The organism is Rhizobium sp. BR 317 (assembly GCF_047445835.1).
In the GTDB taxonomy this organism is placed as follows: Bacteria; Pseudomonadota; Alphaproteobacteria; order Rhizobiales; family Rhizobiaceae; genus Rhizobium; species Rhizobium paranaense.
In genome coordinates this window covers 124,721-144,567 of sequence record NZ_JARWLB010000014.1, presented here as the reverse complement: position 1 = coordinate 144,567, position 19,847 = coordinate 124,721, and the positions used below count along the sequence as shown (strand labels likewise).

Genomic DNA, 19,847 nt, shown 5'->3' with positions numbered 1-19,847 from the left:
AATCCCAACCAGAATGAGGACAGCATTTTCTTCTGCATTCAGCCGGCGATCGGAACTGGATGCACTCGATCAAGAACAGACATTGGCGAGGGCAGACACTTGGCAAAGAGCCTAGCGGATTTCAAATACTTCACCTTTGACGTCGTCGGAACGCTGATCGACTTCGAAGGCGGCATCAAGGATTGCCTGGCGGCAATCGCCGACGAAGCCGGTGTTTCCGTCGATGGCGAGGAAGCGCTCGCCCTCTATCGCGCCGAACGTTATTCCGACGATGCCGATCTGTTTCCCGACGATCTGGCCCGTGTCTATCTGGCCATCGCGCCGAAGCTGGGGCTGCCGGTTGAACAGGCATATGGCKAGCGCCTGCGTGATTCCAGCAAGAGCTGGAAAGGCTTTCCCGACAGCGCCGAAGCTCTCAAGCGCCTTTCGCAACGTTACAAGCTTATCGCCATGACGAATGCCCGCCGCTGGGCCTTCGAGCACTTTTCCAAAGAACTCGGCAACCCGTTTTATGCCGCATTCACCGCCGACGATACCGGCACGGAAAAACCCGATCCGGCCTTCTTCGAGCAGGTCTTCGCCTTTGTCGCGAAGGAAGGCGGTTCGAAGGACGACATTCTGCATGTTGCGCAGAGCCAGTATCACGACATCGGCATTTCGCGCCGGCTCGGCATGACCAATTGCTGGATCGAGCGACGCCATGCCCAGAAGGGTTATGGCGGCACGATCGAGCCCAAGGAGTTCACCAGGCCCGATTTCCATTTCACCTCCATGGCAGGGCTTGCCGATGCGGTGGAGGCCGTCAGGGCCGCCTGAGCGACGACTATCCGGTACCGACCTCGCGTGAAAAGACGAGGCGCACCAATCAAACCTTAACAAGGGGAACGCAAATGAAAGACAAGATCACGAATTGGACCAGCGCAGACGATGCCATGGTCGAAAATGCCATTCGCCGCGGTGCCACCCGCCGCGATCTCCTGCAGATGTTCCTTGCCGGCGGCATCGCTGCCGCAGCCGGCGGCGCAATCTTCGGCCGCGCCTCGGCGGCTTTCGCCGCAACGCCGGTCTCGGGCGGCTCGCTGAAAGCAGCCGGTTGGTCGTCGTCGACGGCCGACACGCTCGATCCGGCCAAGGCATCGCTTTCGACGGACTATGTCCGCTGCTGCGCCTTCTATAACCGTCTGTCCTTCCTCGACAAGGACGGCGTCACGCAGATGGAACTTGCCGAAAGCATCGAAAGCGCCGACGCCAAAGTGTGGACCGTCAAGCTTCGCAAGGGCGTGGCGTTCCACAACGGCAAGACGCTTTCTTCCGCCGACGTCGTCTATTCGCTGAACCGCCATCTTGATCCGGCAGTTGGCTCGAAGGTCAATGCGATCGCCAAGCAGATGACCGGCATCAAGGCGGTCGATCCGCAGACAGTCGAGATCACCCTTGCCAATCCGAACGCCGACCTTCCGACCATCCTTGCCATCCATCACTTCATGATCATTGCCGATGGCACGACGGATTTCAGCAAGGCCAACGGCACCGGCGCATTCGTCTGCGAAAGCTTCGAACCCGGCGTCCGCTCCGTCGCCGTCAAGAACAAGAACTATTGGAAGTCGGGTGGTGCGCATCTCGACTCCTTCGAGTTCTTCGCGATCGAGGACGACTCCGCGCGCGTCAATGCGCTGCTTTCGGGCGATATCCAGCTCGCTGCCTCCATCAATCCGCGCTCCATGCGGCTTCTGGACAGCCAGAAGGGCGTGACGTTGTCGAAGACCACCTCCGGCAATTACACCGACCTCAACATGCGTCTGGACATGAGCCCAGGCAACAGCAAGGACTTCGTGACAGGCGTCAAATATCTCCTGAACCGCGAAGTCATCCAGAAGTCGGCGCTGCGCGGACTTGCCGAAATCGGCAACGACCAGCCGGTGCCTCCTTCCAACATCTACCATAATGCCGATCTGAAGCCGAAAGCCTTCGATCCGGAGAAGGCCAAGTTCCACTTCCAGAAGTCGGGTCTGCTCGGCCAGTCCATTCCCGTGGTCGCTTCCGAGGCCGCAACCTCGTCTGTCGACATGGCGATGGTGCTGCAGCAGGCCGGCGCCGAGATCGGCATGAAGTTCGATGTCCAGCGCGTGCCCTCCGACGGTTACTGGTCGAACTACTGGCTGAAGGCGCCGATGCACTTCGGCAACATCAATCCGCGTCCGACTCCGGATATTCTTTTCTCGCTGCTCTATTCCTCTCAGGCTCCCTGGAACGAAAGCCAGTACAAGTCGGAGAAATTCGACAGCATGCTGATCGAGGCGCGTGGCTTGCTCGATCAGGCCAAGCGCAAGGCGATCTACGGCGACATGCAGGCGATGATCGCGGAAGAGGCCGGCACTGCCATCCCGGCTTATATCTCCAACGTCGACGCAATTTCTTCGAAGCTGCACGGCCTGGAGGCCAATCCGCTCGGCGGCATGATGGGTTATGCCTTCGCGGAATATGTCTGGCTTGAAGCCTGATCCCTGCCTTCGTACCCGACCGGTGGTGCCTCGGCACCACTTGTCGGGTACAGTGCCGTATAGTCGGCACTTCCGTTCTCGCGATGGGGATCTGTCATGAACCGCCACGTTCTTTCTCTCGTGCTCGGCCGCGTGATCGTAGCCTTGATCACGCTGCTCATCGTATCGTTCACGGTGTTTGCGGCAACAGAAATGCTGCCCGGTGACGTGGCCCAGATCCTCCTTGGTCAAGCCGCGACCCCTGAAGCAGTCGCGGGCCTGCGCGCCGCCATGCATCTGAACGACCCGGCCATCCTGCGTTTCGTTCGCTGGCTCGCCGGCCTTGCCACGGGCGATCTCGGCATTTCCTACGCCAACAACATGCCGATCGCCGATCTGATTGGCGCCCGGCTCGGAAACTCGCTGAAGCTTGCGGCGGCCACGACCCTGTTTTCCGTGCCGATCGCTCTCACGCTCGGCATTACCGCGGCCATGCTGCGCGGCTCCCTCTACGACCGCATTGTTACCGTGGTTTCGATCGGCGTGATTTCCGTGCCCGAATTCATGGTCGCGACTTCTGCGGTGCTGATCTTTGCCGTCTATCTCAAATGGCTGCCCGCACTCGCTTTCGCCAATGAGATCCACTCCTTTTCCCAGATGCTGCGTGTATTCGCGATGCCGGTCATCACGCTGAGCTTCGTGATCTCGGCGCAGATGATCCGCATGACCCGCGCAGCCGTCATCGAGACGCTGAACACACCCTATGTGGAAATGGCGCTCCTGAAAGGCGCCTCGCGCCCGCGCATGGTCCTGAAACACGCATTGCCGAACGCACTCGGCCCGATCGTCAATGCCGTGGCACTTTCGCTCTCCTACCTGCTCGGCGGCGTCATCATCGTCGAGACCATCTTCAACTATCCGGGCATCGCCAAGCTGATGGTGGACGCTGTCGCCACCCGGGATCTGCCGCTCATCCAGACCTGCGCCATGATTTTCTGCCTCGTCTATCTGCTGCTGATCACCATTGCCGACATCATCGCTATCATGTCCAATCCGAGGCTGCGCTGACCATGGCTCTTACCGCACTCACCCCTCGCCGGTTCGGCTTCCGATTCAATATCGTCGGCATGCTCGGCTTAGCCGTCATCCTCGCCTGGGCATTGGTCGCCATCTTCGCGCCGCTGCTGACCCCCTACCCGATCGGCGACATCGTCGATTTCGATTATTTCGGGCCGATGTCCGCCAAGTTCTGGCTCGGCACCGATTATCTCGGTCGGGACATCTTCTCCCGCATCCTCATGGGTGCGCGCTACACCGTCGGCATCTCGCTCGCCGCCGTCTGCATTGCCTGCTTCGTCGGCGTCGCGCTCGGCATGATCGCAGCGGTGATCGGCGGCTGGTTTGACAGTGTGCTCAGCCGCTTTCTCGATGCGCTGAACTCTATCCCGAGCAAGCTGTTCGGCCTCGTGGTCGTCGCCGGCGTCGGCTCGTCGATCCCGGTGCTGATCATAACGCTCGCCGTCATCTACACGCCCGGCGCCTATCGCTTCTCGCGGGCACTCTCGGTCAATATCAACACCATGGATTTCATCACGGTCGCCCGCGCCCGCGGCGAAGGGGCGCTCTATCTCATCCGCTCTGAAATCCTGCCCAACATCCTTGGGCCTGTCATGGCGGATCTCGGCCTGCGCTTCGTCTTCATCGTGCTGCTCCTGTCGGGACTCTCCTTCCTCGGCCTCGGCGTGCAGCCGCCGAATGCGGATTGGGGCGCGCTGGTGCGCGAAAATATCGGCGGCCTGCCCTTCGGCGCGCCGGCAGTGATGTTCCCGAGCATCGCGATCGCCAGTCTGACGATCAGCGTTAACCTGCTGATCGACAACCTCCCCCAGAAGATCCGAGACCGGAGCAATTGATGGCCAAACTCGTCGAAATTTGCGACCTGAAGGTCGAGGCCAAGACGGATGCCGGCCGCCAGGTCGACATCATCCGCGGCGTCAGCTTCGATATCCAGGAAGGGGAAATAGTTGCCCTGATCGGCGAGAGCGGCTCGGGTAAAACCACGATCGCACTGACCCTGATGGGCTATACCCGGCAGGGCTGCCGGATCAGCGGCGGCCAGGTCCTGCTCGCCGGCAAGGACATGGCAAGCCTGCCCGAAAAGGCCAGGGCTCGCATCCGCGGAACCGAGGTCGCTTATGTCCCGCAAAGTGCTGCGGCAGCCTTCAATCCAGCGCAGACGATCATGGAGCAGGTGATCGAAATCACCCGCATCCACGGCCTGATGCCGGCCGAGGAGGCAAAGACGCGTGCCGTCGAGCTCTTCAAGGCGCTGAGCCTGCCGAACCCGGATACGATCGGCGCGCGCTATCCGCATCAGGTGTCCGGAGGCCAGCTACAGCGCCTTTCAGCCGCCATGGCACTGATCGGCAATCCGAAACTCATGATTTTCGACGAACCGACGACAGCGCTCGACGTCACGACGCAGATCGAGGTTCTCCGGGCTTTCAAATCGGTGATGAAAAAGGGCGGTATTGCCGGCGTCTATGTGTCTCACGATCTCGCCGTCGTGGCGCAAGTCGCCGACCGCATCGTCGTTCTGAAGGGCGGGGAAGTCCAGGAAATCGGCAAGACCGAACAGATCCTCTCCGCACCCGCGCATCCTTATACACGCCAGTTGCTGGGTGCCTTCGAACCAAAACTCTATGCCTCGCCTGCGTCGACAGAACCGGAAAAGACACCCGCCCTACTGGAGGTGACCAACGTCGTGGCGGGCTATGGCCCCATCCAGCCGAACGGCCTACCGGCTGCGACCGCCCTCAAATCCGTGAGCCTTAGGCTCGAAGCCGGCCGCAATCTCGGCGTCATCGGCGAATCCGGCTGCGGAAAATCGACGCTTGCCCGCGCCATAGCCGGCATCCTGCCGCCGGTTTCCGGGAACGTCGTGTTCAACGGAAAACAGCTTGCCGCCGATGCCCGCAATCGCCAGCGCGAAGAGCTGCAAAAGCTGCAGATCGTCTTTCAATTTGCCGATACGGCGCTCAATCCTGCCAAGTCGATCGGTGAAATACTCGGGCGGCCGCTTGCCTTCTATCACAATCTCGGCCGCAGGGAGCGTGAGGCGCGCATCGACCAGCTACTCGACATGGTCCACCTGCCCAAGGCTCTCAAGCATCGGCGCCCGCCGGAACTGTCTGGCGGCCAAAAGCAGCGCATCAACCTTGCACGCGCACTTGCGGCCGAGCCGAAGCTCATCCTTTGCGATGAGATCACCTCGGCCCTCGACACGGTCGTTGCCGCCGCCATCCTCGACCTTCTCAAGGAACTGCAACGCGAGCTCGGGCTTTCCTACATCTTCATCAGCCACGATCTATCGACCGTGCAAGCGATCTGCGACGAGATTGCGGTGATGTATGCAGGCGAGAAGATCGAGCAACTCGCATCCGCCGATCTCGCCCGCGGCGCCAAGCATCCTTATTCCAAACTGCTCTTCTCCTCGGTGCCGAAGCTCAGCACCGGCTGGCTGGATAGTTTGGAACAAAATCCCGAGCTGGTGGGCGCCTTTGCGAAACGCTGAGCCGCGGTTCGGCGAATAGACAGCCGGGAAAAGGGATTAGACCGGAAACAGGCTGGTGAGCGGCATATGCGCTTTGACGATCGGCGATTTCAGCACGACGAAGCTGAAATATTTGTCGATACCGATTTCCATGTCGATCAGCCGTTCCATGGTCGTCTGGTATTCGGCAATGCCGGCGGTCACGAACTTCACCAGATAGTCGTAGCCGCCGGAAACGAGATGGCATTCCACCACCGAGTCCACCTTCTCGACCGCCGCGAGGAATCGAGCAAAATCGATCTGGCGATGGTTCTTGAGCGTGACCTCTGTGAACACCGTCAGCGTCTGCCCGAGCTTGGCGATGTTGATCTGCGCCGAATAGCCGATGATATACCCTTCGGCTTGCAATTTCTTGACCCGCATCAGGCAGGGGCTGGGCGAGAGATTGACGAGTTCGGCGAGTTCCACATTGGTGATGCGGCCGTTTTTCTGCAATTCGTAAAGGATCTTGATGTCGATCCGGTCGAGTTTCATCGGCGCGCTCCATTTCGCGGGCAGCGAAGCGCTGCATGGCGGAATAATCTTTTGTCATTTTATGCGGAAAGCCTTGCATAGCAAGCGAAATCGAACCCTATAACGTCAATATAACCTCGTAAAATCCGCATCTTAGCACAAGTATTCACCATGGCCGTATTCGACCGAAGGAAATGCTGTCTGACGGCGATCTGCAGCATTTGCCCTGGGAAACCTCGACTAAAATGCTCGCCTGTAACCGGAGAGTGCCATGCCTGCCCCCCTTCTTCATATCGAAACCACCCCAGCGCTACCCAAAGAGGCTGATGTCGTGGTGATCGGCGGCGGCATTGTCGGGACCTTTGCCGCCTATTATCTCGCGCGGCGAGGCTTGAAGGTCGCGCTCCTCGAAAAGGGGCGGATCGGCGCCGAACAGTCCAGCCGAAACTGGGGATGGTGCCGGCAGCAGAACCGGGATGCGCGCGAACTGCCGATGGCAACCAAAAGCCTGGCCCTTTGGGAAGAATTCGGCAAGGAAAGTGGAGAGGACACAGGCTTCCGCCGCTGCGGCCTGCTCTATCTGAGCAATGACGACACGGAACTTGCCGGTTGGGCACGCTGGGGCGAGTTCGCCCGCGGTGTCGGTGTCACCACCCATATGCTTGACCAAAAACAGGCAAGTGAATTCGGCTCCGCAACCGGCCGGCGCTGGAAAGGCGGCGTCTTCTCGCCGACCGACGGCACGGCCGATCCGTCTCGCGCTGCCCCCGTGATCGCCCGCGCCATTATGGCGCTCGGCAGCAGCGTTCATCAGATGTGCGCAGCCCGCGGTCTTGAGACCAAAGGCGGCCATGTCAGCGCCGTCGTGACCGAGGCCGGTACGATCCGTACCCGAACGGTGGTGATGGCCGGCGGCGCATGGACATCGTCCTTTTGCCGGCAGCTCGGCATTCGCTTTCCGCAGGCATCGACCCGCGCCTCGATCCTCTCGGTCGCGCCCGGTGCCGAAGGCCTGCCGGCGGCCCTGCATACTGCCGCGGTCTCGGCCACACGCAGAGGCGACGGCGGCTATACTCTGGCGATCAGCGGCCGCGCCCGCATCGATCCAACATTGCAGCAGCTTCGTTTCGCCCGCCATTTTGTCCCGATGTTCGCCAAGCGCTGGCGCAGCCTCGCTCCCGGTGGTCTCGAAGGTTTAAAGAACGGGCATGAAACTCTGTCGCGCTGGCGGCTCGATCGGCCGACACCGATGGAACGGAACCGCATTCTCGATCCCCGTCCGGATCACAAGCAGATCGAATTGACCCTTGAGCGGGCGCGGGCATTGCTTCCAGCGCTTGCCCATACGCCGGTTTCCGCTGCATGGGCCGGCTATATCGACAGCACACCCGACGGTGTCCCTGGGATCGGCGAAATCTCGATGCTGCGCGGATTGATCCTGGCGGCAGGCTTCAGCGGCCACGGCTTCGGGATCGGCCCGGGCGCCGGCCATCTCGTCGCCGATCTCGTCACCGGCGCGAAGCCGATCGTCGACCCGAAGCCCTATCATCCGKATCGGCTGAATGGCTCGGTCTGGGGCGAGGTCGCGGAGTTTTGACAGCTTCACAGGCGAGCCGACGGCGCGTAATATAGCCACAGTCGCCAGCACTGACATTGTGCTTGCAAGCATCATCGCAGAAAATCTGGACGCCAGTAGCCTTAAGTCCGGCCGTCCAATGATCGATGCTCTTTGACAGGGCATCGCGGGGTATCCCGATTGGAATTTTGCTTCTCTGTGCAGTTTTTTTCGTGCGCAGATGGAACTTTTTGATCTCACTCTTGGAACCGAGTGACAAAACCATCGTTTGCCTAACTTCACATGAAAGACAAAGGAGGATCAGAATGAGCGCTCTCGCATGGACGGCACCCGTTTCCGTCATTGTCAGCAGTGGGAAACACAAGGCCGTCAAAAGCCCGGCCGAAGCTGTGGGATGCCTGGAAAGGGAATGGCCGATTGCCGATGGCGTCTTTCTAAGGGAAGCCAAGAAGGTCTGCAGCGCCGCACTCGAGCACGAATGTACGGCGAGCGAAGCGCGTGACGCCTTTGAAATGGCCTCCCTCGAGGCGCTTCTGGCTCGCCGCTGAGGTTATTTGCCGATCGCTCCTCGCCACCCACGACGCGGAGCACGGCAAGCCGCTTTAGGCTTCACCGACATCCCTCCCCAACAGAGCTAGCGCTTTGGTCACCCTAAGCCGCGCCATGCCCTGCCTGTCGTCGCATTCTGGCGTGGGCATGTTCGGCTCCCCCGATACCATGCTCTGGCAATTTCGCCCGCTACGCGGAGGCGAATAGATCGCGCCGCCTTCCGCGGAACGCTTTTTGCAAGGTTACCGAAGTCTATATGTTTCGGAGGTAGTGCGTTTTGAAACGAAACACTTTGCGGCCCTTCTCCGCCGTGACGCTCGTGATGGGAGGCGCGGAGGGGTATCGGCGGATCAATTCGGTACAGGATGCGACGGAGACGCTGCTAGAACACTGGCCGATTGAAGACGGCGAAGAATATGTGACCGCGGTACGAATATGCCTTGATGCGATAATGGGTGTGGTCTGTGTAGAAGCCGCGCGAGAAGCATTCATCAAGGCGGCGGAAGAGGCCGGCGTAGCTCTGCTGCAATGAGGTCTTAAGCCGCTCCTCATCTTCTGGGGAGCGGTCTGCTACGTCGCGCGCGACCTTCGGCCTGCTACGAATTGTCGCAAGGCATCACGACTCAGGGAACCTAAACGCTTCCTCTTGGTTTCATGCCAGCGGGACGTTTGCCCGCAGCTCACGGTGTACCACGCCGGCCGCTGGAGCGTGAGCCCGCCGCGACACTCGACTCCCGGTCTGCGGCGGGCTTTTATTTATGGCTATGGGCCAGCACAGCTTGAGATTGAGCGCAGAGATCTTTAGCCGGACAAACATTACGCAAAGCTGAAATTAACGTCGCAGGGGGCTATGCTGCGACGCGGAAAATGTTATCTTTCTAACGTAAGCGCGAAGGAATGTTGGCTCTGTGGAGGAGACAGCCAAGCACAACGGAGAGAGGTTTCCGATGCCCAATTCAGTTCTCAATGCCCTAGGCCAAACGCTCTATTACAGCGGCACGTCGACAAGTTGGTTTTCCGCCACGGGCTCTGGCCCGACGCTTTACGGCACGGCTGGAAATGATTCGATATGGGGTGACGCGTCCGTTAACGTGACGATGGTCGGCGGCACTGGAGACGATATTTATTATCTCTATTCGAGCTTAAACCATGCGTCCGAGGCGCCTGGAGGGGGCGTAGATACCATCAACACGTGGATGGACTACACGCTACCCGATAATTTCGAGAATCTTACGGTGACCGGCAATAACCGCCACGCCTTCGGCAACAGCGCCGACAACATCATCACCGGGGGCACAGGCAGCCAGACCATCGATGGCGGGGCGGGCAACGACGTTCTGACCGGCGGCGGCGGTGCAGACACCTTCATCTTCACCAAGGGTAATGGCAGCGACCTGATCACCGATTTCAGCAGCGACGACAAGGTGCGCCTGAACCAATACGGGCTGACATCCTTCGATCAGGTCCTCAGTCATCTTGCGCAGCAGGGCGCCAATCTGCATCTGGATCTCGGCAACGGGGAGAGCCTGGTTTTCGCCAATAAGACCGCTGCCGACCTGCATGCCGACCAGTTCCAGCTCGGGCTCGACCGCTCCGACCTCACGCAAACCTTTTCGGACGATTTCAACACGCTTTCGCTCCATCAGGGAACGCAAGGCACCTGGGATGCGAAATACTGGTGGGCGCCCGATAAGGGCAGCAGCATGACCGGCGAGCTGCAGTGGTATATCAATCCGTCTTACGGCCCGACCGCATCGGTCAACCCATTTTCCGTTTCGAACGGTGTATTGACGATTTCAGCTCAACCGACGCCCGATTCACTGAAATCACTGCTGGACAACCATAACTATACGTCCGGCATCCTGACCACCCATTCTACGTTTGCCCAGACCTATGGATATTTCGAGATGCGAGCCGAGATGCCGCATGATCAAGGCACATGGCCGGCTTTCTGGCTTCTGCCGGAAGACGGTTCCTGGCCGCCGGAACTCGATGTGGTGGAAATGCGCGGGCAGGATCCGAACACGGTCAATGTCACGCTTCATACGAACGAAACGGGTCAGCACACGCAGCAATCCATTCCAGTGCAAGTTCCCAGCACCGATGGCTTTCACAATTATGGTGTGCTGTGGGATCAGGATCAGATCGTCTGGTATTTCGACGACGTGGCCATCGCGCACACCGCAACGCCGGCCGATATGCACAGCCCAATGTATATGCTGGTGGATCAAGCCGTTGGCGGCACAGCCGGCACTCCGACGGCCAGCCTGACAGACTCGGAAATGAAAATCGACTACATCAAAGCCTATCAGCTAAACGACCATCTCACCCAGACAGCCGCGGCTGCGGCTGCCCATACTCCGGACTGGCATATCTGATAGGGCTTTAAGCTCAGCGCAGTCGTTCATAACGGCTGCGCTTCTACTTGGCACATTCGCTTATGCAACACCTTAGAGGAGTGTCCTAATCCTCTCTAAAGGCGCGCTCTATCTGATCGGTCATCGGCTTGGTCAGATAGGCGAGAACGCTTCTTTGGCTGGTCTGCATGAATGCTTCCACCGGCATGCCGGGAAGAGGCGCCAGCTTTCCCAACCGATCCCATTCTTCCTTCGGCACTTTGGTGCGAACAATATAATAGCCGAGCCCCGAGTGCTGGTMGGTCGTCAGATCTGCCGAAACGGTTTCAACATGCCCGTTCAGTTCGGGTGTGATGCGCTGGTTGAAGGCGGAAAATCTCAATGCCACCACCTGCCCGACGGCGATCTGGTCGATATCTTGCGGCGGAAGCTTAAGTTCGGCGACGAGCGCATCCTTGTCGGGGACGATCTGCATGATGGCTTCTTTCGGCCCGATGACCGCACCTGCCGAGTGGACATTCAACTGATCGACAATGCCTGCCTGCGGCGCCCGTATATCCACGCGTTTGAGATCGTCCTCAGCAGCGATCAACCGCTCGGAAAATTGACCGGTATCGCTTTCGGCCTGCCGCAGTTGGTCAGAGACTTCGGAGCTGTGGTCGGTGTCAATCTGAATGATCTGTAGTTCGGTTTCGGTAATTTTGCCATTGATCTGGGCAATCGACGAAACAAGGTTACCAAGCTCTCCCGTCAGGCGGGCGCTGTCTCTTTGCAGCGAATAGACCTTTGCCGCCGGAACGATGCCTTGATCGAACAGCCGCTGAAGGCTGCCTAGCTCCTTGTTGACGAGCTCGATCTCGATCCGCTTCCCTTTCTCCTGCGCAACGAGGCCGTCCACTTCCTGCTTCAACTGCTGGATTCTCTCGCGCAACTGAGACTTCTGGCCCTGTCGCGATGCCAATCGGTCGCTGAACAGTTGCCGCTCGCCGGCAAGTACGCTCGCGACGCTATCGTCACCGGCATTGGACAACAGATTTGCCGGAAAGGTGATCGCGGTCTTGTCGTCGCGCTCTGCAACCAGACGCGCCGTTCTGGCGGAAAGCTCGTTCAAACGCTTTCTGATAATGCCGAGATTGGCTCTGGTCTGCGTATCGTCCAGCCGGATCAATATCTGGTCGGCATCGACGTGGTCGCCATTTTTCACACGGATTTCGCCAACGATCCCACCCTTGAGGTGCTGGACGGCCTTTACATAGCTGTCGACGACGAGAGTGCCGGAGGCAATGACTGCCCCCGAAATCTTCGTTGCTGCCGCAAGACCGCCCAGCACGCCGAAAAGAAGAAGAATTGTCGCTACTATAAAAATCGAAAGGCGGCGGATCGCGCGTTCCGTGGAAGACAAGCCCGTGTTTTTCATCCGCTCACATCCTCGCCGGCTATCATCAAACGCACCGGACCAGTCCCTAAATGCCTCGTGGATGGACCAAGAATCTCATCCTTGGGTCCGAATGCCTGTAATCTGCCGTCGGCAATGATCGCGACTTTATCCGCGGCGGCCAGAGCGCTCGGCCGGTGAGCGACGACGATGGCAATGCCGCCGCGTGCCCGGATACCCATCAAGGCTTTGGTCAAGGATGCCTCGCCCTCGGCGTCCAGATTGGAGTTCGGCTCGTCAAGAACCACCAGGAACGGATCGCCATAAAGGGCTCGAGCCAAGGCAATGCGCTGCCTTTGACCGGCGGAAAGTCGCGAGCCGCCCTCACCGATGACCGTGTCGAACCCTTCGGGCAGCTTGACAATCATGTCGTATACGCCGGCCGCCTTTGCCGCCGCGATAATCGGTCCGGGCTGCATGTCCTTTGCGAAGCGGGAAATATTCTCTGCTATCGAGCCGTCGAACAAACCGACATCTTGGGGCAGATATCCGATATGGCGTCCGAGATCGCTTTGTTCCCACTGCGATAGAGCCGCCTGATCGAGCCTGATTGAGCCGATCACGACCGGCCACAATCCGGTAATGGCTCTGGCAAGCGACGATTTTCCCGAAGCACTGGGGCCGATCACGCCCAGTACCGTCCCCTCCGATATTTTGAATGCGATATTGCGGAGGATGAAATCGCGGCTGCCGGGAGATGTGAGGCTTATATTCTCGACGCAAAGCTCCTTTTGCGGCACCGGCAGAGCCACGGCCCGGTGTTCGCCAGGAGCGACATCCAGCAGCTTGGCGAGGCGCGACCAGCTTTGGCGGGCGGAGACGAAGCCCTTCCATTGCCCAATTGCAAGCTCCACCGGAGCCAGCGCACGGGTGACCATGATCGAACTGGCGATGATGATGCCGCCCGTCGCCTCCTGCTTGATGACAAGGATGGCGCCGACCGCCAACACGGTGGATTGCAGCATCATCCGCAAAATTTTTGCGATCGTGGTGAGCGTGCCAACGATGTTGCCGGCGGAGAGCTGGTTTCCCAGATACTCCTCGTTCATTGCCGTCCATTTCTCGGTCAGGCGGCCGCTGAAGCCCATGGCGACCACGGCCTCCCAGTTTCGCCGCGCCGCCTGTGCGAAGCCGAGACGAGCGGCGGAAGACTTCGCAGCCTGCAGGGCTGGTTTTTGAGACAGCACCTCTGCCAGCACCGTCAGGACGATGAGCAGGATGGCGCCGCAAAGGGCGGTAAAGCCGATCCAGAAATGAAACAGAAAACATAGAATGAGATAGAAAGGCATCCAGGGCAGATCGAACAACGCCGTCGACCCGCCTGCGGATAAGAACGACCGGACCTGTTCCAAATCACGGACGGGCTGGAGCCCATCATCGGGCGCCTGCATTCTTGTTGGCAGAAAAATCAGCGAGCCGAAAACCTTTTGGTTCAGCCGCTCATCGAGAGCGACCCCCACACGCGCGAGCAGCATCGAACGCAGCAATTCCAGGGCCCCCTGGAATATGAACAGGGTCGCAGCGATGAGTGCGAGGCCGGCGAGCGTTGGAAGGCTGCGGCCCGGAATAACCCGATCGTAGACCTGCAGCATAAAAAAGGAGCCGGTCAGCGCCAGCATGTTTATCGCGGCGCTCGCAATGGCAATGCTGAAAAACGCCTTTCGAAGGGAAGACAGCATCAGCGAGATGAACTTTTGTGGTGGTTCTTTCGGGACAGCAAGCACGTTGCTTAAATCCTTACGTTATCGTCGCGCGTAGCAGAGATGCCCTGAAAGTTTGTCGAGGCCTTTCTCTTGCCGGATGTCTAGCGTTTCGCACTCTGTTTCCTTACGGCACATGTGTTCCCTTACGGCAGGTATGCGGCCAGACATGGTCTAGCGGCGCTCGTCGTCAAGGCTGCGCACCGCTTAAGTGCAGACCGGGATGCGGTCATTGCGTGGATTTGCCGCAGAAAGGGGCCTCTTCAAAATTCATTACCGCCGCCCTTCCAGGTTTTCGACCTGAGTCCGCCCAACTCTGCTAAACTGGAAGAKGCTGGGCGTCGGCATCCAGTTCAACCGGACATTAAAAACAGACATCAAACTGCGGGAKGGATGAGCATGAGGACCTTCGACGCAATTATCGTCGGTGCCGGGCAAGCGGGGCCGGCTCTGGCGGGGCGTTTTGCGGCCGCCGGCATGACGGTGGCTCTGATAGAACGAAAATTCGTCGGCGGGACCTGCGTCAATGCCGGCTGCATGCCGACCAAAACCTTGGTCGCCAGCGCCCGCACCGCCCATGTGATACGGCGAAGCGCGGATTATGGCATCCGCAGGGGTGGCGGGATGCTGACGGATATGGCGGCCGTCGAGAGGCGTGCGGCAGCCGTCACCAACAACACCAGAAATTCGCTCACCGCCTGGCTCACATCCACCGATGGAATTTCCTTGATACGGGGACATGCCCGCTTCGAGAGCGCGAAAACCATCAGCGTCGGCGATGAAACGCTGACTGCGCCGCGCATATTTCTCAACGTCGGCGCAAGGCCGGCCATTCCCGATCTGCCTGGGCTCTCGGACATCGAGTACCTGACAAGTACCTCCATCATCCACCTGACGGCCCTGCCCCTTCATCTTGCCATCATCGGCGCCGGCTATATCGGCCTCGAATTCGCGCAGATGTACCGGCGCTTCGGCACCGATGTCAGCATCATCGAACGCGGCCCGCGCCTGGCCCCGCGAGAGGATGACGATATCTGCCAGGGGATCGGTGATGTTCTTCGCGCCGAAGGCATATCGATCCATACGAATGCTGAAGACATCAAACTGTCGAAGAGCGGCGAGAGCATCCGCATCTCGACCGCAAACGGCAATCCGGATGTCGAAGCAAGCCATCTTCTCATCGCCACCGGACGGCGGCCGAACACCGACGATCTCGGCCTCGAAAAGGCCGGTGTGGCACTCGACAGCAAGGGCTATATCGTCGTCGACGATCACCTCTCCACCAATGTCGACGGCATATGGGCACTTGGCGATTGCAACGGCCACGGCGCCTTCACGCACACCTCCTACAATGATTTCGAGATCGTCGCGGCCAATCTCCTCGACGGCGAAGACCGGAAGCTGAGCGAGCGTATTCCTGCCTATGCGCTCTATATCGATCCGCCTCTCGGACGCGTCGGAATGACGGAGAAAGAGGCGCGGGCAAAGGGACGATCAATCTCCACATCCACCATGCCGATGAGCCGGGTCGGACGCGCCATCGAAAAGGGCGAAACGCAAGGCCTGATGAAGGTCGTCGCCGATGTTGAAACCGGACAGATCCTGGGCGCCGCAATCCTCGGCGTCGAAGGCGACGAGGCGATCCACGGCTTCATCGACGCCATGCATGCGCGCACGCCCTATCCGGTGCTGAAATGGGCCGTGCCGATCCATCCCACCGTGTCTGAACTTATTCCGACGCTTCTTGGCGGCCTCAAATCGGCTTAGCCATACGGCCTATAAATCCGCAGCGGATGGAAAAACGACCCTACCCGCTGCGAAACCTTTGATAGCGGAAACCGCTACGCTCTCACTTACCGCAGCGCTTTTTCCATCAGCCGCGCCAGCCGCTCGGCGAAAGCGCGCGGATCGGCCGGTTTGTCGCCGTCCAAAACGCGTGCCTGATCGAGCAGCAGGAACGCAGCGTCATCGCGCAGGGATGGCTGATCGGTTCTGGCGGCAACGGCTTTCACGACCGGATGGTCGCCATTGATTTCCAGGATCGGCTTTGCGCCGCCCTGCAGACGGCCGGCGCCCTGTAGAATTTTTTCGAGTTGCCGATCGTAGCCCTGCTCGGGAGCGACCAGGCAGACGGCGCTTTCAATCAAGCGATCCGACGCGCGCACGTCCGATACCTGATCGGCGAGCTTCTCCTTCGCAAAATCGATGAACGCCTGAACCTCCGCGGGTGCCGTCTCACTTGCCGGCGTGCCCTGCTCGACCTTGCTGAATTGCGCGAGATCGGCGGAACCCTGGGTGATCGACTTGAAGCTCTTGCCCTCGAATTCCGGGGCATTGGTGACCCAGAAGCTGTCGACGGAATCCGTCAGCAGTAGAACTTCGATGCCGCGTGCGCGAAAACCCTCGAGCTGCGGCGATGCCTTCAATTGCTCCAGGCTGTCGCCGACCAGATAATAAATCGCCTGCTGGCCGTCCTTGATGTCTTTGACGTAATCGGAAAGCGAGCGATAGCCCTCGCCGGACGCGGTCGTGCGAAAACGCGACAGTGCCATCAATTGGCTGCGCCGCTCGAAGTCTTCGTAGATGCCTTCCTTGATCAGGCTTCCGAAGGCTTCCCAAAGCTTGAGGAAGGCGTCGTTATCGCTTTCGGAGAGCTTTTCGATGGCCGTTATGATCCTGTTGGCGACGCCCTTGCGGATCGACGCAAGGATTGCGCTTTCCTGGATCATTTCGCGCGAAACATTAAGCGGTAGGTCGGCAGTATCGACAAGGCCGCGCACGAAGCGGAGATAACGAGGCAGCAATTCCGCGTCGTCGGTAATGAAGACCCGCTTCACGTAAAGCTTCATGCGACCCTTGCGATCGGGGTCGAAGAGGTCGAACGGCTGGGAGCCGGGCACGAAGGCGAGCGCGGAATATTCATGACGGCCTTCAGCGCGAAAATGCACCGTCAGGGCCGGTTAGTCGTATTGGCCGGAAATCCCGCGATAGAAGTCCGTGTATTCCTCGCTCGTGATGTCATTCTTGGATTTGGTCCAGAGCGCGGTGCCGTCGGTTAGCTGCGTTGCTTCAGCGCCGGGCTTCTCCGCGATCCTGATCGGAACCGGCACATGGCCCGACTGCTCCTTGACGATCCGCTCGATGGTCCAGCGAGACGCGAAATTCTTGGCGTCGTCCATCAGATGCAAGGTGATGCGCGTGCCGCGCGCCGGCGCCTCGCTGACATCGATCGGGCTGACGCTATAGCCGCCCTTGCCGTCGGAGGACCAGAGCCAGGCATCGTCCGCTCCCGCACGGCGGGATACGACATCGACGCGCTCGGCGACCATGAAGCAGGAATAGAAGCCGACGCCGAACTGTCCGATGAGCTGCGCGCCCTCGCCCTGCTTGTTGGCCTCAATGCGCTCCATGAACGCCCGTGTTCCGGAGCGAGCGATCGTGCCGAGCGCTTCGATCATCTCGTCGCGGCTCATGCCGATGCCGTTATCCTCGACGAGAAGCCTGCCGCCTTCCTCATCGAGCGTTAGTACAATGCGGCTGTCGGGATCGTTCGCCAGCAGCGCAGGCGTGGCGATTGCCTCATATCGAAGCTTTTCACAGGCATCGGCCGCATTTGAAATCAGCTCTCGTAGGAAAACATCCTTATCCGAATAGACCGAGTGAACCATCATGTGCAGAAGGCGGGCGACGTCGGCCTCGAAGACGTGGCTCTCAGCGTGATTTTCTGCGGTGGTCGTCGTCATGGGCGTCTGATCTCCTGAGAATATTGAAAGTCGCGCGGAAGAGGTGGCGGAAGAAGCGCAAAAATTCAAGAGCGTCATCCGTGCTAGCAGGCGAACTGCCCGCCGATTTCGGCCGCAATTCGTCTGCCTGGCGGTTTTTTTCCTGCATCTCAATGAAGTGTTGGCTGGATGGACCCTGCGGTAGGAAATTGCCTGATAAACGGATCTCTTCGGCCATAAACGAAATAGGCCAGCAGCCGCTCGTAAATCTTTGCATTCTCTCGCGGATTGCAGTGCCACATCGCTTGTTCCAGCACGTCGCCAATCGCTGCCGGCCGTGAACCCGAAATCGTCGAGAAAAATTGTTTGGCGATCGTGTGGAACAGGTTGAGTTGCGAATTGTTTTTCAGCTTGCCGGTCTCGTCCAGATCCTCGAAATAACCCTGGACCATATCGAGACGATGCGCCTCTCCTTGGATATAGGCTATCATCACCTGCGCGATGACAACCCGTTCATTCGCCCAGTGCGGGAATACTGCGCTTTCTTCCGGCAGTGCGCCGCTGACGACGTAGATGGTCCGCATATCCGGTCCGAGGACAATCGTCTTCATCTCGTAGCTGTCGACGATCTGGTGTGCCATTTTCATCGATCTACCTAGTTATCTGCGGTAACCTATAGCCGCCGTCTGACAGCGACCTGAATCACGGACGGGCCGGTCCGGCCGGCAAACAAGAGTTCTGGTAAGCTGCTTCGGCAACGTGGCGATGAAGCTGTTGTGGCGTTCGATAAAAGGACCGCTATGGCTCCAGTTGCGGGAATGAGCGTCGATGAAGAAAAGCGCCGGCATCATGATGTATAGAAGGACGCAAAGCGACATATTGGTGCTGCTCGTTCACCCCGGCGGTCCCTTCTGGAGCAAACGGGATGACGGCGCCTGGTCCATTCCAAAAGGCGAATATCCGGAGGACGAAGCGGCCKAGACTGCCGCCCGACGCGAATTTGCCGAGGAAATGGGTGATCTTCCCGAAGGCCAGTTGCAGCCGCTCGGCGAACTGCGTCAGAAGGGTGGAAAACACGTAACCGCCTTTGCCCTCGAAGGCGAATTCGACGTGGCGACCCTGTGCAGCAATCTGTTCGAAATCGAATGGCCACCTGGAAGCGGCCGCCTTCAGTCTTTTCCCGAGGTCGATCGCGCCGAATGGTTCGCTCTTGCCGATGCCCGCCGGAAGATCCTCGGCAGCCAACTGCCCTTCCTGGAACGACTGGAAGCGCTGGGCCCTCCGATGGAACAGGACTCCGCAGACTGAACGGGCGACCGCCTCATCGCAACAGCAACATTCGAAGGGCGAACCCACATGACCGCGAAAAAACAAAGGCAACGGCATATGCCGCTGCCTTTGCCATCATTTGCCTACGACGATTCAGTCGTTGAGCGGCTTCAGCGAATGCATGATGCCCTGCACCGCTTCGTCATGCTTGTCCTGAGTTTCCTTCGATCCCCAGTAGGTGACGACCAGAAGCTTGTGCTCGGACGGCGCGAGCAGGCCGAGTTCGACATCGACCGGGCCGTCCTTGTCTTTGCCATCCCATTCAAGATGCGCCATCTTCATGCCGTTGAGCACGGAATCCGGAAATTCATGCTTGGACTTGGCGTCGATCTCGACGCCGTTTTTCGACAGGAAATCAATGACGTCGTCGAGGGTCTTATCAATCGTCTTGTCGCTGGCGATATCGATCGAGAAATAGATCGCGGAGTCCGGTGACGTTGCGTCAACGCCGGTTTCCGTTTCCTTAGGGCCCCAGGTATGTGGAATCGAAACTTCGGCGATCGGTTCCTCGCTTGGGAACTGTATGGTTTCGGCGTGAGCAAGAAGCGGGAAAGCTGCGAATGCCGCGGCGATGAGAAGCGTTTTTTTCATGGAGAGGTCCTGGTCAGCGTCGGTTGTGTGCTGTTTTGTCAG

At 59.2% G+C, this 19,847-nt stretch carries 16 protein-coding genes and 1 pseudogene; 11 read left to right on the top strand and 6 right to left on the bottom strand.

Annotation, left to right across the window (positions count from 1 at the left end; translation table 11 throughout):
• The first annotated feature begins 99 nt into the window (after positions 1-99).
• From QD357_RS21480 to QD357_RS21460, 5 genes are all read left to right on the top strand, one after another.
• The gene (locus QD357_RS21480; RefSeq protein WP_414124997.1) at positions 100-816 is read left to right on the top strand and encodes an HAD-IA family hydrolase; all 717 of its coding nucleotides are present in this window, start codon (positions 100-102) and stop codon (positions 814-816) included.
• A gap of 74 nt (positions 817-890) precedes the next feature.
• Positions 891-2,501, top strand: a complete 1,611-nt coding sequence (locus QD357_RS21475) for an ABC transporter substrate-binding protein (RefSeq protein WP_414124996.1) — start codon at positions 891-893, stop codon at positions 2,499-2,501.
• Positions 2,502-2,597: 96 nt separating this feature from the next.
• On the top strand, positions 2,598-3,548 hold the full coding sequence (locus QD357_RS21470) for an ABC transporter permease (RefSeq protein ID WP_183939703.1): 951 nt from the start codon (positions 2,598-2,600) through the stop codon (positions 3,546-3,548).
• Between the two features lie 2 nt (positions 3,549-3,550).
• Positions 3,551-4,393, top strand: a complete 843-nt coding sequence (locus tag QD357_RS21465; protein WP_183939701.1) for an ABC transporter permease — start codon at positions 3,551-3,553, stop codon at positions 4,391-4,393.
• Positions 4,393-6,054 (top strand): ABC transporter ATP-binding protein, encoded by a 1,662-nt coding sequence (locus QD357_RS21460; RefSeq protein WP_414124995.1) that lies wholly within the window; start codon positions 4,393-4,395, stop codon positions 6,052-6,054. Before QD357_RS21465 ends, QD357_RS21460 begins: the two co-directional genes overlap by 1 nt.
• Before the next feature lie 36 nt (positions 6,055-6,090).
• On the opposite strand, the gene QD357_RS21455 is transcribed toward QD357_RS21460, so the two are convergent.
• The gene (locus tag QD357_RS21455; RefSeq protein WP_183939697.1) at positions 6,091-6,567 is read right to left on the bottom strand and encodes an Lrp/AsnC family transcriptional regulator; all 477 of its coding nucleotides are present in this window, start codon (positions 6,565-6,567) and stop codon (positions 6,091-6,093) included.
• Positions 6,568-6,817: 250 nt separating this feature from the next.
• On the opposite strand from QD357_RS21455, the gene QD357_RS21450 reads away from it, so the two are divergent.
• The 4 genes from QD357_RS21450 to QD357_RS21435 all read left to right on the top strand — a co-directional run bounded on the left by QD357_RS21450 (position 6,818) and on the right by QD357_RS21435 (position 11,049).
• Positions 6,818-8,143, top strand: a complete 1,326-nt coding sequence (locus tag QD357_RS21450; RefSeq protein ID WP_414124994.1) for an NAD(P)/FAD-dependent oxidoreductase — start codon at positions 6,818-6,820, stop codon at positions 8,141-8,143.
• Positions 8,144-8,427: 284 nt separating this feature from the next.
• The gene (locus QD357_RS21445; protein WP_183939693.1) at positions 8,428-8,670 is read left to right on the top strand and encodes a DUF982 domain-containing protein; all 243 of its coding nucleotides are present in this window, start codon (positions 8,428-8,430) and stop codon (positions 8,668-8,670) included.
• 278 nt (positions 8,671-8,948) lie between these two features.
• Entirely contained in the window at positions 8,949-9,203 is a 255-nt protein-coding gene (locus QD357_RS21440) for a DUF982 domain-containing protein (RefSeq protein ID WP_183939691.1), read from the top strand.
• Between the two features lie 415 nt (positions 9,204-9,618).
• Positions 9,619-11,049 carry a family 16 glycosylhydrolase gene (locus tag QD357_RS21435; RefSeq protein ID WP_414124993.1) on the top strand — a complete coding sequence of 477 codons (1,431 nt, stop codon included), beginning with the start codon at positions 9,619-9,621 and terminating at the stop codon, positions 11,047-11,049.
• A gap of 85 nt (positions 11,050-11,134) precedes the next feature.
• Here QD357_RS21435 and QD357_RS21430 read toward each other — a convergent pair whose 3' ends face one another.
• Together QD357_RS21430 and QD357_RS21425 are read right to left on the bottom strand one after the other, a co-directional pair.
• Positions 11,135-12,445, bottom strand: coding sequence for an HlyD family type I secretion periplasmic adaptor subunit (locus QD357_RS21430; protein ID WP_414124992.1), 1,311 nt, complete (start codon positions 12,443-12,445; stop codon positions 11,135-11,137).
• Complete coding sequence (locus QD357_RS21425; protein ID WP_414124991.1) at positions 12,442-14,187, bottom strand: type I secretion system permease/ATPase; 1,746 nt, start codon at positions 14,185-14,187, stop codon at positions 12,442-12,444. Before QD357_RS21425 ends, QD357_RS21430 begins: the two co-directional genes overlap by 4 nt.
• A gap of 375 nt (positions 14,188-14,562) precedes the next feature.
• Here QD357_RS21425 and QD357_RS21420 point away from each other — a divergent pair, with 375 nt between their 5' ends.
• A complete protein-coding gene (locus QD357_RS21420; protein ID WP_414124990.1) occupies positions 14,563-15,930 on the top strand; it encodes an FAD-containing oxidoreductase in 1,368 nt (455 codons plus the stop codon).
• Positions 15,931-16,016: 86 nt separating this feature from the next.
• Here the strand turns inward: QD357_RS21420 and htpG are convergent.
• Positions 16,017-17,906: pseudogene (gene htpG, locus QD357_RS21415) on the bottom strand (molecular chaperone HtpG).
• Positions 17,907-18,055: 149 nt separating this feature from the next.
• Positions 18,056-18,526, bottom strand: coding sequence for a hypothetical protein (locus QD357_RS21410; protein WP_183939680.1), 471 nt, complete (start codon positions 18,524-18,526; stop codon positions 18,056-18,058).
• Between the two features lie 187 nt (positions 18,527-18,713).
• Between QD357_RS21410 and QD357_RS21405 the strand changes: the two genes are divergently transcribed.
• Positions 18,714-19,193 (top strand): NUDIX domain-containing protein, encoded by a 480-nt coding sequence (locus QD357_RS21405; protein ID WP_414124989.1) that lies wholly within the window; start codon positions 18,714-18,716, stop codon positions 19,191-19,193.
• Positions 19,194-19,307: 114 nt separating this feature from the next.
• Here the strand turns inward: QD357_RS21405 and QD357_RS21400 are convergent, their stop codons facing one another.
• The gene (locus QD357_RS21400) at positions 19,308-19,805 is read right to left on the bottom strand and encodes a histidine kinase (RefSeq protein ID WP_183939676.1); all 498 of its coding nucleotides are present in this window, start codon (positions 19,803-19,805) and stop codon (positions 19,308-19,310) included.
• Between the last annotated feature and the right edge of the window lie 42 nt (positions 19,806-19,847).